This is a genomic window from Citrobacter sp. FP75, from assembly GCF_018342065.1.
GTDB lineage: Bacteria > Pseudomonadota > Gammaproteobacteria > Enterobacterales > Enterobacteriaceae > Citrobacter.
Map to the genome: position 1 here is coordinate 431,390 of NZ_JAFDOE010000003.1, position 15,019 is coordinate 446,408.

Consider the following 15,019-nt stretch of genomic DNA (forward strand, 5'->3'; position numbering starts at 1 on the left):
CCATGTTCCAGTTATCTGTTCAGGATATTCACCCGGGCGAACAGGCCGGAAACAAAGAAGAGGCCATTCGCCAGGTTGCAGCTGCGCTAGTGCAGGCAGGCAACGTCGCGGAAGGCTATGTTGACGGCATGCTGGCGCGCGAGCAGCAAACGTCTACTTTCCTCGGCAACGGTATTGCTATTCCTCACGGTACGACGGACACGCGTGACCAGGTGCTGAAAACCGGGGTGCAGGTGTTCCAGTTTCCACAGGGTATTACCTGGGGCGAAGGCCAGGTTGCGTATGTGGCTATCGGTATTGCGGCCAGCTCTGATGAGCATCTGGGGTTGTTGCGTCAGCTAACGCACGTACTCAGCGATGATTCGGTGGCTGAACAGCTGAAATCAGCCACTACCGCAGAAGAACTGCGCGCGTTGCTGATGGGCGAGAAGCAAAGCGAACAGCTGAAGCTCGATAACGAAACGTTGTCGCTGGACGTCGTTGCCAACTCGCTGGTGACGCTGCAGGCGCTGAATGCCGCGCGTCTGAAAGAAGCTGGCGCGGTTGATGCCAACTTTGTTGCCAGGGCGATCAATGAACAACCGCTGAACCTCGGTCAGGGGATTTGGCTGAATGATTGTGCGCAAGGCAATCTGCGCAGCGCTGTCGCCGTCAGTCGTGCGGCAACTGCGTTCGACATACAGGGCGAAACAGTCGCGCTCCTGATCACCGTCGCGATGAATGACGATCAGCCAGTGGCGGTGCTCAAGCGCCTTGGCGATTTACTGCTGGAGAATAAAGCTGACCGGTTGCTGAAAGCGGATGCAGCTACCGTACTGGCGCTGCTGACCAGCGATGATGCATTAACTGATGATGTACTGAGCGCAGAGTTTGTCGTGCGCAATGAGCATGGTTTACATGCCCGTCCGGGCACCATGCTGGTGAATACCATTAAACAATTTAACAGTGAAATAACCGTGACAAATCTTGATGGAACCGGAAAACCGGCAAATGGACGCAGTCTGATGAAAGTTGTGGCGCTGGGCGTAAAGAAAGGACATCACCTGCGCTTTACTGCAAAAGGTGAGGATGCTGAACAGGCGCTGAAAGCGATTGGCGACGCCATCGCAGCCGGTCTTGGGGAGGGCGCATAATGAGCAGACGTGTTGCAACCATTACCCTGAACCCGGCCTACGATCTGGTGGGTTTTTGCCCGGAAATTGAACGTGGCGAAGTCAACCTGGTAAAAACGACCGGTCTGCACGCCGCAGGTAAAGGCATCAACGTTGCTAAGGTACTGAAAGATTTGGGTATCGATGTCACGGTAGGTGGTTTTCTGGGGAAAGACAACCAGGATGGCTTTCAGCAACTGTTCAGCGAACTGGGCATTGCGAACCGTTTTCAGGTGGTGCAGGGACGTACGCGTATTAACGTCAAGCTGACTGAAAAAGACGGTGAAGTATCCGACTTCAATTTCTCCGGTTTTGACGTCACCCCGGCAGACTGGGAGCGCTTTGTGAATGACTCCCTGAGCTGGCTGGGTCAGTTCGACATGGTGTGCGTCAGCGGCAGTTTGCCGACCGGCGTGAGCCCGGAAGCGTTCACCGACTGGATGACGCGCCTGCGCAGTCAGTGTCCATGCATTATCTTTGATAGTAGTCGTGAAGCGCTGGTGGCGGGTCTGAAAGCGGCTCCGTGGCTGGTGAAACCAAACCGCCGTGAACTGGAAATTTGGGCGGGTCGTAAGCTGCCGGAGATGAAGGATGTGATTGAAGCGGCGCATGCGCTGCGTGAGCAGGGTATTGCACATGTGGTGATTTCGCTCGGCGCGGAAGGTGCGCTGTGGGTTAACGCTTCAGGCGAATGGATTGCTAAACCGCCGTCAGTTGAGGTGGTCAGCACCGTAGGCGCGGGTGATTCGATGGTTGGCGGCCTGATTTATGGCCTGCTGATGCGTGAGTCCAGCGAACATACCCTGCGTCTGGCGACCGCTGTCGCCGCCCTGGCGGTAAGCCAAAGCAATGTGGGTATTACCGATCGTCCTCAGTTGGCCGCAATGATGGCGCGCGTCGACTTAAAACCGTTTAACTGACAGCAGGAGATGCATAATGAAAACGCTGCTGATTATTGACGCTAATCTCGGCCAGGCTCGTGCTTACATGGCGAAAACCCTGCTTGGAGCGGCGGCGAAAAAAGCGCATCTGGATATTATTGATAATCCGAATGATGCAGAGATGGCGATTGTCCTGGGTGACACCCTCCCTAACGACAGTGCGCTGAACGGCAAAACAGTCTGGCTGGGAGACATCTCTCGTGCGGTGGCGCATCCTGAGCTGTTCCTGAGCGAAGCGAAAGGTCATGCGAAGCCTTACATCGCGCCAGCTGCAGCAGCGTCTGTGGCAAGCAATGGCCCAAAACACGTGGTGGCGGTGACGGCCTGTCCGACCGGCGTGGCACATACGTTTATGGCGGCTGAAGCCATTGAAACTGAAGCCAAAAAACGCGGCTGGTGGGTGAAGGTTGAAACCCGTGGTTCAGTAGGTGCAGGTAATGCCATTACCCCGGAAGAAGTGGCGCAGGCTGATCTGGTGATTGTGGCGGCGGATATTGAAGTGGACCTGGCGAAATTTGCCGGAAAACCGATGTATCGCACATCAACCGGTCTGGCGCTGAAGAAAACCAAGCTGGAACTGGATAAAGCGGTAGACGAAGCGACGCCGTACCAGCCTGCGGGTAAAGGACAGGCTGCGGCGACAGAAGGTAAGAAAGAGAGCGCAGGCGCGTACCGTCACCTGCTGACCGGCGTGTCGTACATGTTGCCGATGGTGGTTGCCGGTGGTCTGTGTATTGCACTGTCTTTTGCGTTTGGTATTAAAGCGTTTGAAGAGCCGGGTACGCTGGCTGCGGCGTTGATGCAGATTGGCGGCGGCTCGGCGTTCGCGCTGATGGTGCCGGTTCTGGCCGGTTACATTGCGTTTTCCATTGCCGACCGTCCCGGCCTGACGCCAGGCCTTATCGGCGGTATGCTGGCAGTGAGTACCGGTTCTGGCTTTATTGGCGGGATTATTGCCGGTTTCCTTGCGGGCTATGTGGCGAAGCTTATCAGCACCAAACTGAAGTTGCCGCAGAGTATGGAAGCGCTGAAGCCGATCCTGATCATTCCGCTGCTCTCAAGCCTGGTGGTTGGCCTGGCCATGATCTACCTGATTGGCAAACCGGTTGCCGGCATTCTGGAAAGTCTGACCCACTGGCTGCAAACCATGGGGACGGCGAACGCGGTACTGCTCGGCGCGATTCTTGGCGGCATGATGTGTACCGACATGGGCGGTCCGGTGAACAAAGCGGCGTATGCGTTCGGCGTGGGCCTGCTCAGTACGCAGACGTATGCACCGATGGCGGCCATTATGGCGGCGGGGATGGTGCCACCGCTGGCGCTGGGTCTGGCAACGCTGGTGGCGCGTCGTAAATTCGACAACGCGCAGCGTGAAGGGGGCAAAGCGGCTCTGGTGCTGGGCCTGTGCTTCATCACCGAAGGGGCGATTCCGTTCGCCGCCCGTGACCCGATGCGCGTTCTGCCATGCTGCATCGTCGGTGGTGCGCTGACAGGTGCACTCTCAATGGCGGTGGGCGCGAAGCTGATGGCACCACACGGCGGTTTGTTCGTGCTGCTGATCCCTGGCGCGATTACGCCGGTGGTGGGATATCTGCTGGCGATTATTGCCGGTACGCTGGTGGCGGGTCTGTCTTATGCCTTCCTGAAACGTCCGGAAGAGGATGCTGTTGCTAAAGCGGCATAATTAAATGTGGATAAAAGGGCAGAGATTTCTCTGCCCTTTTTTTGATTGGCTACACCGTAGTTATTATCTCAAGCAATCATTGGCGCAATGATAAAGCCAAAGGCAACGCCAGCAATGATGCCGCCTAATCCAGGCAATATAAACGGATGGTTTAAGACATATTTGCCCACACGCGTTGTCCCCGTGGTATCGAACTCCATTGCCGCCAGTGACGTGGGATAGGTAGGCAGGACAAACACACCGGTTACTGCCACATAGGAGGCCAAAATAGCCCATGTCGGCATGCCGAGGGCCACGGCGAGTGGGATAATCAGCGGCGTGGTTGCTCCTTGTGAATAGAGGAGCGCGCAGGTACCAAAGAGTACCAGTGCCAGCAGCATAGGATAAGCCCGTAAGATATCCCCCGCGATATCTTTAATCTCCGCCAGGTGAGCGTCAATGAAGGTTGTGCCCAGCGTAACAATCCCCAGAATCACCGCCAGCGAACTCATGCCCGCACGAAAAGTGGATGTCAGCACAATCGAATCTGTGGAGGTTTTGCATAACACCACCATCAGACAAGCGGCAGACAGCATGCAGATAATGATGATATCCCGCGTATTCATCGGGCTACCGACGTCGAATCCGGGGCGTAGCTGAGGACAGGCGGCAAGAATAACGATGGCAACCGTCGCCAGCATAAACAGAGCGACAGAGAGTACGGCGCCAGGCGTCGTACTGTTCTGTCCTTCATATTTACGGACCAGACCTTTTTGCAGACGTTCCAGATACACTTCATCATCCTGAAGCTCGCATCCCTGTCGTGAAGCGATAAATGCGGCGACCATTGCGGCAACGAACGAGGCTGGCAGACATACGGCCATGACCTGAATAAAGCTGACGCCGTTTCCTTCCATGATGGTCAGCATTGCCGCCATAGCGGCACTGATTGGCGAACCGGATATCGCGACCTGGGAGGCCACGACGGAGCCTGCGAGCGTACGGGAGGGGCGGATCCCGGACTCTTTGGCCACTTCTGCAATGACCGGTAGGGTAGAAAAAACAATAAATCCGGTCCCCGCCATAATGGTCATTGACCAGGTAATAATCGGCGCAATGATATTGATATATTTAGGGTTACGCCGCATAAAATTCCCGGCAATACGGACCAGATAGTCCATACCCCCTGCGGCTTGTAGTGTAGAGGCGGCCACGACAACCGTCATAATAATAAGAATGACGTCCACAGGAGGGGAGCCAATGGGGAGACCAAACCCCAGCGTTAGGATTGCCAGCCCCAGACCACCGCATAAGCCGATACCAATTCCGCCGAGTCGAATACCAAAGAATATTGCGCCTAATACTACGATAATTTCTAGCCAAATCATGATGGCCTCCGCCAGACAATTATTGTCATTAAAGGTGTGTGTTTATTAGATGTGATTATTAAATTGGATCGTGATTGTTATTGCGCCAGAAGATGGTGTTTACCTACTCTTTTTTCATACCATTTAATTCCGGCGCGAACTAATGAACCTGTTGAGTCAATATATTTATCAGGTAACTGTTTGACCGCATCAGCAAGAATGACGGGGACTTCCGTACAGCCCAGGACAATGACTTCAGCGCCACGTGAGAAGAGAATTTCAGCCTGTTCATTCATCAATTCATGAGCGCGTTTAATATCACCTGCTTTTAAGCAGTAAATACTTTTCATGACTTTTTCCTGACTTGCGGTATCAGGGCTGATGCAGGATAAGCCAAGCGACTCGATACCTTTTTGGTAGAGTCCCATGTAGAGCGTGGCGTTGGTTGCCAGCAGTCCGATACGGGATTTTCCGCAGTTCTCGACCTCATTCATTGTGGTTTCAACGATGCTAAGCAGGTCGATATGACAGGCATCTTTTAATTCTTTAAACCAAAAATGGGCGGTATTACAAGGGATCACAATACACTCTGCACCGGCGTCTTCGAGTTTATGCAGATAGTCGCGCATCGCCGGAAGCGGGGAACGTCCATGATGCATCAGAGCGTCAGTGCGGTCGGGAATGTCAGGTATAGACGAAATAATTAACGGGATATGTTCCTGATCGCGTTGCGCTGCGGTAAACGTGACAAACTTATTAAAGAGATCAACGGTTGCCGCAGGACCCATACCGCCAAGTACGCCAATTAAACCTTTCACGATTTATACCTCAATTGACTGTTGTTAATATCTGCGAGAGTTTTATTTCTTGCGTTATTGTTTAACAGCAGATACCACCGAAGAGAAATGCAATAATGTTTATGTTGATGCAAAACGTGCATAGCTGCGGTTTTGTTTGTATGCACAGAAAAGCAGTTTACAGCGGGAGGCGCAGCGCCCGGCGAGAAATGAGACGCAGTGACGGGGAGAGAAGCGCAAACTGTTAATGTCGAAAGTGAAGGTGTTATGCAAAAAACGAATCGTTAATTGCTAAGAGTCAATGCTCTTTGCTGATAAATTCAGGCATGATGTTTTATGCTAATCGACATATTTAAACATCGGCGTGACAGAAATGAAAAACATTGAGACAAAATGGTTATATGATTTCCTGACGCTGGAAGCCTGCCGGCATTTTTCCCAGGCCGCCGAGGCGCGCAATATATCCCAACCTGCATTTAGCCGGCGGATCAAGGCGCTCGAGTCAGCCGTTGGCGTGATGTTATTCGATCGTACAACTTCACCGCTACAGTTGACGGAAGAGGGGAAGTTGTTCCATTCGCAGACCCGCAGTCTTCTACAACAACTTGAATGCAATCTGGATGAGCTAAGCGGTCATAACCTGCTTGGCGTGCCGAATATAAAAATAGCCGCAGCACATTCTCTGTCGCTTACCATGTTGCCCAGATTAGTGCATGCGATGGCAGCTTACGGTGAAGAATTCGTTTATCACGTTGAGGCGATTGATGTTGTGCAGGCGGTAAATACCCTGCGAGAAGGAAAAAGTGATTTTATTATCTCATTTCGCGACGAAGACTTGATGCAATCGCCTTTCTGCGGCCTGAAAGTGTTTGAGTCGGAACTGTATCCCGTTTGTGCTGCTGATGAGCTGGGGAACCCTTTATTTGATATCTATCAGCCACAGGTGCCGGTGCTTAACTACACCAGCGCGTCTTATATGGGACGGTTGGTTAATCGGCATCTGGCGGAGGTTGGTGGTATTGCGGCGCGCACGTTATTGATGTCTTCGATGAGTGAATTACTGAAGAATATGGCGCTTGATGGGCATGGTATCGCCTGGCTGCCTGCCTGGTCGATCGCTAATGAACTGCGTGCTAAGCGCCTGGTTTGCCTGGCTACGCCGGAGCTGATGGTGCCAATTCAGGCCTATATTTACCGGATGGATACCCGGTTGAATAAAACGGCCGAACAATTCTGGCGTATCTTGCATAATCATATGCCAGAAGATCTGATTTCACTCGCCTGAAGCGCGCCGGTATATCCGGCGCATCTGAAAAACCTCGGCTATGGCGGAGGATACGTCCTTATCTGCTCAATTTGTGTCCTGGCTCTCAATTTTTTCCTCGCTTGCAAACTGTATCTAAAAAAAATTGTGATTCTGTTCATATCTATTCGCTTTTGATCTTGCGAATGGATTTACTTTGTCAAAAACACGCATATCATGAGCATGTGTTTAAAAACGAACATGTGCTCTAATAACCTCATTTGTGGTGTTGGTTATTTTTAACGAACTCATTTGTGGCATTTTATTGCCAGGGGGCGTGCTGTGCGTGAAAAGGAATACATAGTAACCATTGGTTCGGCCAATATGGATGTTGCCGGGTATTCGCATGCTTCTCTAAATTATGCGGATTCGAATCCTGGAAAGATAAAATTCACCCCGGGTGGCGTGGGGAGAAATATTGCACATAATTTAGCGTTGCTAGGGAAAAACTCATGGCTGCTGACTGCGGTGGGTAACGACTTTTATGGACAGTCATTACTGGCGCAGACCAATCAATCCGGCGTCTATGTTGATAAATGCCTGATTGTGCCAGGGGAAAATACATCAAGTTATTTATCGCTGCTGGATAACACTGGCGAAATGCTGGTTGCTATTAATGATATGAGTATTACCGATCACATTTCAGCCGCGTTTTTGTCGCAACATGTCGATTTTATTCGTGATGCGAAAGTGATCGTTGCCGATTGTAATATCAGTGAAGACGCACTGGCGTGGGTGCTGGAACATGCGGGAGAGGTTCCGGTGTTTGTGGATCCGGTATCAGCATGGAAATGCGTCAAAATTCGCGAACGACTCGGCAGAATTCATACCTTAAAACCTAACCGGCTTGAAGCAGAAACGTTGAGTGGCATTGCACTCTCTGGACGTGAAGACGTCGGGAAAGTGGCCTCATGGTTTCACGAACGCGGCTTAAATCGTCTGGTGCTTAGCATGGGCGGAGACGGTGTTTATTATAGCGATATCAGCGGGAATAGCGGCTGGTCGCTGCCGATTAAAACTAACGTAATTAATGTGACGGGGGCTGGCGACGCGATGATGGCCGGTCTGGCTTCCTGCTGGGTAGACGGCATGCCCTTTATTGATTCGGTTCGATTTGCGCAGGGTTGCTCATCAATGGCGTTGGCCTGTGAATATACCAATAACCCTGATTTATCTGTTGCGAATGTTAGCTCAATAGTGGAGAACACAGAATGTCTGAATTAACTCTTTCCTCTGAATTATTACAAATATCGCCAGAAGTGCAGGAAGCATTAAACAGTAAAAAACCGATTGTAGCACTTGAATCAACTATTATTTCTCACGGTATGCCATTCCCACAAAATGCGCAGACAGCGATTGAAGTAGAAGAAACTATTCGTAAACACGGCGCTGTGCCCGCAACTATCGCCATTATTGGCGGAGTAATGAAAGTTGGCTTGAGTAAAGAAGAAATAGAGCTGTTAGGCCGCGAAGGGCATAACGTGACGAAAGTGAGTCGTCGTGACTTACCGTTTGTGGTTGCCGCAGGAAAAAATGGTGCGACCACCGTTGCCTCTACCATGATTATTGCCGCTCTGGCGGGAATTAAAGTATTTGCGACCGGTGGTATTGGCGGCGTTCACCGTGGAGCTGAGCATACGTTTGATATTTCTGCTGACCTGCAGGAGCTGGCGCATACCAATGTGACGGTCATTTGTGCGGGGGCGAAATCTATTCTCGATCTCGGATTAACCACCGAATATCTGGAAACCTTTGGTGTGCCATTAATTGGTTATCAGACCACAGCGTTGCCGGCATTTTTCTGCCGTACCAGCCCGTTTGAGGTCAGTATCCGTCTGGACAGTGCGAAAGAGATTGCGCGCGCAATGGCGGTGAAGTGGCAAACCGGACTGAACGGCGGTCTGGTTGTCGCAAACCCGATCCCTGAGCAGTTTGCGATGGCAGAAGAGAAAATAAATGCGGCAATCGATCGGGCAGTGAAAGAAGCGCAAGAGCAGGGGGTGGTAGGTAAAGAGAGTACGCCATTCCTGCTGGCTCGGGTGGCGGAACTGACCGGAGGCGACAGCCTGAAATCGAATATTCAGCTGGTGTTCAACAACGCGGTACTGGCTTGCGAGATTGCGAAGGAATATCAGCGCCTCGTCTGACAGAATTTCTCGGGCAGAATGCGGTCGCCCGCGAATATCAAACCTACCAAAACCTGGCGCTAACGCCGGGTTTCCTGGCATGAAGGGAATTTCATTATGGATATAATGAGAAGTGTTGTGGGTATGGTGGTATTACTGGCCATCGCGTTTCTGCTGTCAGTAAATAAAAAACGTATTAGCCTGCGCACCGTTGGGGCCGCACTGGTACTGCAAATCGCAATCGGCGGTATTATGCTGTATTTCCCGCCGGGGAAATGGCTGGTTGAGCAGGCCGCGCTCGGCGTCCACAAGGTGATGTCATATAGTGACGCGGGAAGCGCATTTATCTTTGGTTCGCTGGTAGGGCCAAAAATGGATGTGCTGTTTGACGGTGCCGGGTTTATCTTCGCCTTCCGCGTTCTTCCGGCCATCATCTTTGTCACCGCACTGATCAGTCTGCTCTACTACATTGGCGTGATGGGGCTATTGATCCGCATCCTCGGCGGTATTTTCCAGAAAGCGCTTAACATCAGTAAGATCGAATCATTTGTCGCAGTAACAACGATTTTCCTCGGGCAAAACGAGATCCCGGCGATCGTGAAACCGTTTATTGACCGCCTGAATCGCAATGAGCTGTTTACTGCGATTTGTAGCGGGATGGCTTCTATTGCGGGTTCGATGATGATTGGTTACGCCGGAATGGGTGTACCAATCGATTATCTGCTGGCGGCATCGTTGATGGCAATCCCAGGCGGTATTTTGTTTGCCCGTATGCTGAGTCCGGCAACGGAAGAATCCAGCGTCACCTTTGAGAACCTGTCGTTTACTGAAACGCCGCCGAAAAGCATCATTGAAGCGGCGGCCAGCGGCGCGATGACCGGGTTGAAAATCGCCGCCGGTGTGGCGACGGTGGTGATGGCATTTGTGGCGATAATCGCGCTAATTAATGGCATTATCGGCGGCGTTGGCGGTTGGTTTGGCTTTGGTCACGCCACGCTCGAAGGGATTTTTGGCTATGTATTAGCGCCTCTGGCATGGATCATGGGTGTGGACTGGAGCGATGCGACGCTGGCAGGTAGCCTGATTGGACAGAAGCTGGCGATTAACGAGTTCGTTGCCTATCTCAACTTCTCGCCGTATCTGCAAACCGGTGGGACGCTGGATGTGAAAACTATCGCGATTATTTCGTTTGCCCTGTGCGGTTTTGCCAACTTCGGTTCCATCGGTGTGGTTGTAGGGGCATTTTCCGCCATTGCGCCACAGCGAGCGCCGGAAATCGCGCAGCTTGGGATGCGAGCGTTGGCTGCGGCAACGCTGTCCAACCTGATGAGCGCCACGATTGCCGGATTCTTTATCGGTTTAGCGTAGCCAGTGATATTGCCGGATAGCGGCTGATGCTTTATCCGGCAATATATCTAAGCTGTTTGCAGCAAATACAGTGCGTTATCGGCGGAGAGCGTTGGATTGTTGATACTGACGCTGGCACGCGATAATGCCGCGCAGGCCATCGCGAAATGAGCGCTGTCACGGAACTCGCTGCCTTCAAGAAAGCTGTACAACAATCCCGCCATAAAAGCGTCATCCGCCCCAAAGCTGTCTACCACTGTATGCTCGGGAGGCGTCAGTAAGAATTGTTCTCCATCCTTTTCGCTGCAAAAAACGGATTCATCTTGCAGGCAAACAAAGATTCGTTTTACCCCCTGCTGATGGAGGCTATTTACGGCCAGCAGGCGATCCGCATCAGAATGGATAGGCTGACCCCATAAAATCTCCAGCTCTTTCTGCGTCGGTTTTAGCGTATGAATCCGTGTAAACCAGGTTTTCATTTTTGCCGCTTTGAACTCTGAAACGGTATCGATAAACACTGGAATATCATCGGCTATAGTAAAGACCCACTCAATGGCTTCGGCAGTCAGATTACAATCCGCCAGCACGACACCACAATGGCGGATCAGATCCCGCGAGCCGTTCAACAGTTGCGGGGTCAACTGTTGCAGGATGTGGGTATCATTAATGGCCAGCACGGTCTCTTCCTGCTGAGTGGCGATCGACAGATAGGTTGATGTGTTATGCCCGTGCAGTCGAATACAGCTGGAAACGTTGACGCCTGCCTGGCGCGTCTGTTCCAGCAACGTTTCGCCATAGAAATCACTGCCGACGGCGGAAATTAAATGCACATCACGCCCCAGCAGCGCCAGGTTATGGGCGATGTTGCGGCCTACACCGCCAGCGGAACAGTGAATGCTGCCAGGGTGAGATGCGGCTTGCGGATAATGGATATCGGCGACGCCGCGAATATCCATATTGATAGCCCCAACCACCACGCAATAATCTTGTTCGGTGAGGATATAGCCTTTGCCTTTAATCATTCCTTTGCGCATCAGATCCATAATATGTGCGGCGACGCGCGAACGGCTGATCTGTAAAATATCCGCAATTTCATTTTGCTGAATTAACGGATTGCGACGCAGGATCTTAAGGATCTGCTTTTCCCTGTCGTTCATGATTACGCCACCGCTTTTTCTGTTTGCTGCGCTTTCAGCCAGGCTATCTCTTCCGCCCAGATATCCGGATTAATGGTCTCCAGTACCAGCGGAATGCCGTCAAAACGGTCGTCCTGCATGATCCAACGGAATGCGTCGTGACCGATATTTCCTTCGCCTAAGCTGTGGTGGCGGTCAACGCGGCTGCCAAACGTGCTCTTGGCGTCGTTCAGATGCATCCCACGTAAATAGTTAAAGCCGACAATACGTTCAAACTCGGCAAAGGTCTTTTCGCACTCGGCGGCACTACGCAGATCGTATCCGGCGGCGAAGGCGTGACAGGTATCAATGCAGACGCCGACGCGGGATTTGTCTTCTACGCCATCGATAATGGCGGCCAGATGTTCAAACTTAAATCCAAGGTTACTGCCTTGTCCGGCGGTATTTTCGATGACCGCCGTTACGCCCTGGGTCTGCGCGAGGGCAATGTTGATAGATTCGGCAATGCGCGCCAGGCATTCATCTTCCGGGATTTGCATTAAATGGCTGCCCGGATGAAAGTTAAGCAGGGACAACCCCAGCAATTCGCAACGCTGCATTTCATCAATAAAGGCATCGCGTGATTTTTCCAGCGCGTCGCTAACCGGGTGACCGAGGTTAATCAGGTAGCTGTCGTGAGGCAGGATCTGGGCGGAAGTATAGTGATACTTCTCGCAGGCAGATTTGAAATCATCAATGACTTCGGTGGTCAACGGCGCGGCGCGCCACTGGCGCTGGTTTTTGGTGAACAGGGCGAATGCGGTCGCTTCGATTTCTGCGGCTCGAATAGCGGCGTTAGCCAGACCGCCAGCGGCGCTTACGTGCGCTCCAATATATTTCATAAATTTAACCCGCCATACTCAAATATAAAAGGGGAGAGTATAGCGGGTCAGCGGGGGTTAGTCGTGGTCGATTATGCCATCAGGGCGTGGATGGCAACGTTGATTGCACCACCACCAACAATCAGCCAGGCAAACAGAACCAGCGCCATCAGTAACGGTTTGGCTCCGGCTTTTTTCAGGGCGCTGACGTGAGTGGTCAGCCCAAGTGCAGCCATCGCCATTGCCAGCAGTACGGTATCCAGCGTCACCAGCATGTTCACCACAGACTGCGGCAGCAGGTGGAACGAGTTAAAGATCGCCACCACAATGAACAGGATGGCAAACCACGGAATGGTGATTTTGCTCTTTTCGCCACCGTTAGCCGGAGACAGTTGCTTCACACGTGCAGCCAGGAGAATGAGGAACGGAGCCAGCATCATGACGCGCAGCATTTTGGCAATCACCGCGGCGTTTTCTGCATCCGGGCTAATCGCGTGTCCGGCAGCGACAACCTGTGCGACTTCATGCATGGTTGACCCAATGTAAATCCCGTAGGCTTCCGGGCTAAACCAGTGTGCCAGCAGCGGATACATCGCCGGATACAGGAAGATAGCAATGGTACCGAAGATGACCACGGTGGCGACAGCGACCGTCACCTTGCTGGCCTCTGCTTTCACTACCGGCTCTGTTGCCAGTACCGCCGCGGCACCACAAATGCTGCTCCCGGCACCAATAAGCCAGCTGGTGTGTTTGTCCAGGCCAAACACTTTCTGACCGAGGAAACAGGCAAGCATAAAGGTGCTGGTCAGCGTTAAGGCATCGATCACAATCCCGCTGACGCCAACGTCCGCAATCTGCGCAAAGGTGAGGCGAAAGCCGTAGAGGATTATCCCCAGGCGCAACAAATGTTGTTTGGCAAACAATACGCCGCCGTCACAGCTTTTCCAGATGTGCGGATAGACCGTGTTGCCGAGAACCATCCCCAGTAAAATGGCTAAGGTGAGGGCGCTGAACCCGGCACCCGCGACGGCGGGGATAGAACCACCCCATAACGCGGCCCCGGTGATTACTGCGCTCAGGGCAAGGCCCGGAATAAAATGCCACACTGTACGTCGATGATTCTGTAGGGCGAGTTCGGTCATAACCCCTCCTGTGAATGGAATGATTTCTTGGTGAAAATAGTAAGGTGAAGTGGCTTAAAAATAAAATTGATTATATATTTATAATTAATCTATATAAGTGGTATACCCGTCATACTTCACGTTGCATGTGCGTTGGCTGCAACTCGAATTATTTAGGGTATGAACGCGGGCCATCTGGAGGAAAACGACCATGCATATCACCCTGCGACAACTTGAAGTGTTTGCTGAGGTACTGAAAAGTGGCTCGACGACCCAGGCTTCTGTCATGCTGTCATTGTCGCAATCAGCGGTGAGCGCGGCGCTAACCGATTTGGAAGGGCAGCTTGGCGTGCAACTGTTCGATCGTGTGGGCAAACGTCTGGTGGTGAATGAGCACGGGCGTTTACTCTATCCCCGCGCGCTGGCGCTGCTTGAGCAAACTGCCGAAATTGAACAGCTCTTTCGTGATGATAATGGGGCGATTCGCGTCTTTGCCAGCAGCACCATCGGCAATTACATTTTACCTGCCATGATTGCCCACTATCGACAGGATTTTCCCGATCTGCCGCTGGAGCTAAGCGTGGGCAACAGCCTGGATGTGATTAATGCTGTACTGGATTTTCGGGTCGATATTGGACTAATAGAAGGGCCATGCCACAGCACGGAAATCATCTCTGAACCCTGGCTGGAAGATGAACTGGTGGTGTTTGCTGCGCCGACTTCTCCGCTGGTAAAAGGTCCCGTCACGCTGGAGCAACTGGCCGCTTCACCGTGGATCCTTCGCGAGCGCGGATCCGGTACGCGTGAGCTGGTGGATTACCTGCTGCTGTCTCATTTACCTCGATTTCAGATGGCCATGGAGTTAGGTAACTCTGAGGCCATTAAGCATGCGGTGCGCCATGGATTAGGGATTAGCTGCCTGTCGCGTCGAGTCATTGAAGAACAGTTACAGGCGGGAACGCTGAGTGAAGTGCCCGTACCGTTGCCCCGTTTAGTGCGTACCCTTTGGCGCGTTCATCACCGCCAAAAACATCTCTCAAACGCACTACTGCGCTTTTTACGCTACAGCGACCAGCAGTAGGAGGCGATGTTTTGTCAGGCAACATGCCTGCCATTTTCTGCTTTACTTATAATCCACGGCCAGTCATGAAGGTCTCTTATAACAGCGTATTTGTGCCGGAAGAATGCCGTTTCGTCTGCTACAATC

Annotated in this window: 13 protein-coding genes; 8 read left to right on the top strand and 5 right to left on the bottom strand. The window is 52.2% G+C overall.

Going from position 1 to position 15,019, the window contains the following annotated elements; translation table 11 throughout:
- Positions 1–2 precede the first annotated feature (2 nt).
- From fruB to fruA, 3 genes are read left to right on the top strand one after another with little or no spacing between them, the layout of a single operon-like run.
- Complete coding sequence (gene fruB / locus JQ822_RS13320; RefSeq protein WP_213133850.1) at positions 3–1,133, top strand: fused PTS fructose transporter subunit IIA/HPr protein; 1,131 nt, start codon at positions 3–5, stop codon at positions 1,131–1,133.
- Positions 1,133–2,071, top strand: coding sequence for a 1-phosphofructokinase (gene fruK / locus JQ822_RS13325; protein ID WP_213133851.1), 939 nt, complete (start codon positions 1,133–1,135; stop codon positions 2,069–2,071). The genes fruB and fruK overlap by 1 nt, the downstream gene beginning before the upstream one ends.
- Positions 2,072–2,087: 16 nt before the next feature.
- Positions 2,088–3,776: a PTS fructose transporter subunit IIBC gene (gene fruA, locus JQ822_RS13330; RefSeq protein ID WP_213133852.1), complete on the top strand. Its 1,689-nt coding sequence runs from the start codon at positions 2,088–2,090 to the stop codon at positions 3,774–3,776.
- Between the two features lie 68 nt (positions 3,777–3,844).
- Here the strand turns inward: fruA and JQ822_RS13335 are convergent, their stop codons facing one another.
- Both JQ822_RS13335 and JQ822_RS13340 read right to left on the bottom strand, forming a co-directional pair.
- A complete protein-coding gene (locus JQ822_RS13335) occupies positions 3,845–5,143 on the bottom strand; it encodes an anaerobic C4-dicarboxylate transporter (protein WP_213133853.1) in 1,299 nt (432 codons plus the stop codon).
- A 77-nt stretch (positions 5,144–5,220) separates the two neighbouring features.
- Positions 5,221–5,940 carry an aspartate/glutamate racemase family protein gene (locus JQ822_RS13340; RefSeq protein WP_213133854.1) on the bottom strand — a complete coding sequence of 240 codons (720 nt, stop codon included), beginning with the start codon at positions 5,938–5,940 and terminating at the stop codon, positions 5,221–5,223.
- 352 nt (positions 5,941–6,292) lie between these two features.
- On the opposite strand from JQ822_RS13340, the gene hypT reads away from it, so the two are divergent.
- The 4 genes from hypT to JQ822_RS13360 all read left to right on the top strand — a co-directional run bounded on the left by hypT (position 6,293) and on the right by JQ822_RS13360 (position 10,716).
- Complete coding sequence (gene hypT / locus JQ822_RS13345) at positions 6,293–7,204, top strand: hypochlorite stress DNA-binding transcriptional regulator HypT (protein WP_213133855.1); 912 nt, start codon at positions 6,293–6,295, stop codon at positions 7,202–7,204.
- A 300-nt stretch (positions 7,205–7,504) separates the two neighbouring features.
- The gene (locus JQ822_RS13350; RefSeq protein WP_213133856.1) at positions 7,505–8,446 is read left to right on the top strand and encodes a pseudouridine kinase; all 942 of its coding nucleotides are present in this window, start codon (positions 7,505–7,507) and stop codon (positions 8,444–8,446) included.
- Positions 8,434–9,369: a pseudouridine-5'-phosphate glycosidase gene (locus JQ822_RS13355; RefSeq protein ID WP_213133857.1), complete on the top strand. Its 936-nt coding sequence runs from the start codon at positions 8,434–8,436 to the stop codon at positions 9,367–9,369. The genes JQ822_RS13350 and JQ822_RS13355 overlap by 13 nt, the downstream gene beginning before the upstream one ends.
- Before the next feature lie 96 nt (positions 9,370–9,465).
- Positions 9,466–10,716: a NupC/NupG family nucleoside CNT transporter gene (locus tag JQ822_RS13360; RefSeq protein WP_213133858.1), complete on the top strand. Its 1,251-nt coding sequence runs from the start codon at positions 9,466–9,468 to the stop codon at positions 10,714–10,716.
- 47 nt (positions 10,717–10,763) lie between these two features.
- Here the strand turns inward: JQ822_RS13360 and JQ822_RS13365 are convergent, their stop codons facing one another.
- The 3 genes from JQ822_RS13365 to JQ822_RS13375 all read right to left on the bottom strand — a co-directional run bounded on the left by JQ822_RS13365 (position 10,764) and on the right by JQ822_RS13375 (position 13,833).
- Positions 10,764–11,852: a sugar kinase gene (locus JQ822_RS13365; protein ID WP_213133859.1), complete on the bottom strand. Its 1,089-nt coding sequence runs from the start codon at positions 11,850–11,852 to the stop codon at positions 10,764–10,766.
- A 2-nt stretch (positions 11,853–11,854) separates the two neighbouring features.
- Positions 11,855–12,712, bottom strand: a complete 858-nt coding sequence (gene nfo / locus JQ822_RS13370; RefSeq protein ID WP_135321288.1) for a deoxyribonuclease IV — start codon at positions 12,710–12,712, stop codon at positions 11,855–11,857.
- Between the two features lie 71 nt (positions 12,713–12,783).
- Positions 12,784–13,833: a YeiH family protein gene (locus tag JQ822_RS13375; protein WP_213133860.1), complete on the bottom strand. Its 1,050-nt coding sequence runs from the start codon at positions 13,831–13,833 to the stop codon at positions 12,784–12,786.
- 190 nt (positions 13,834–14,023) lie between these two features.
- On the opposite strand from JQ822_RS13375, the gene yieE reads away from it, so the two are divergent.
- The gene (gene yieE, locus JQ822_RS13380) at positions 14,024–14,893 is read left to right on the top strand and encodes a DNA-binding transcriptional regulator YeiE (protein ID WP_213133861.1); all 870 of its coding nucleotides are present in this window, start codon (positions 14,024–14,026) and stop codon (positions 14,891–14,893) included.
- Positions 14,894–15,019 lie beyond the last annotated feature (126 nt).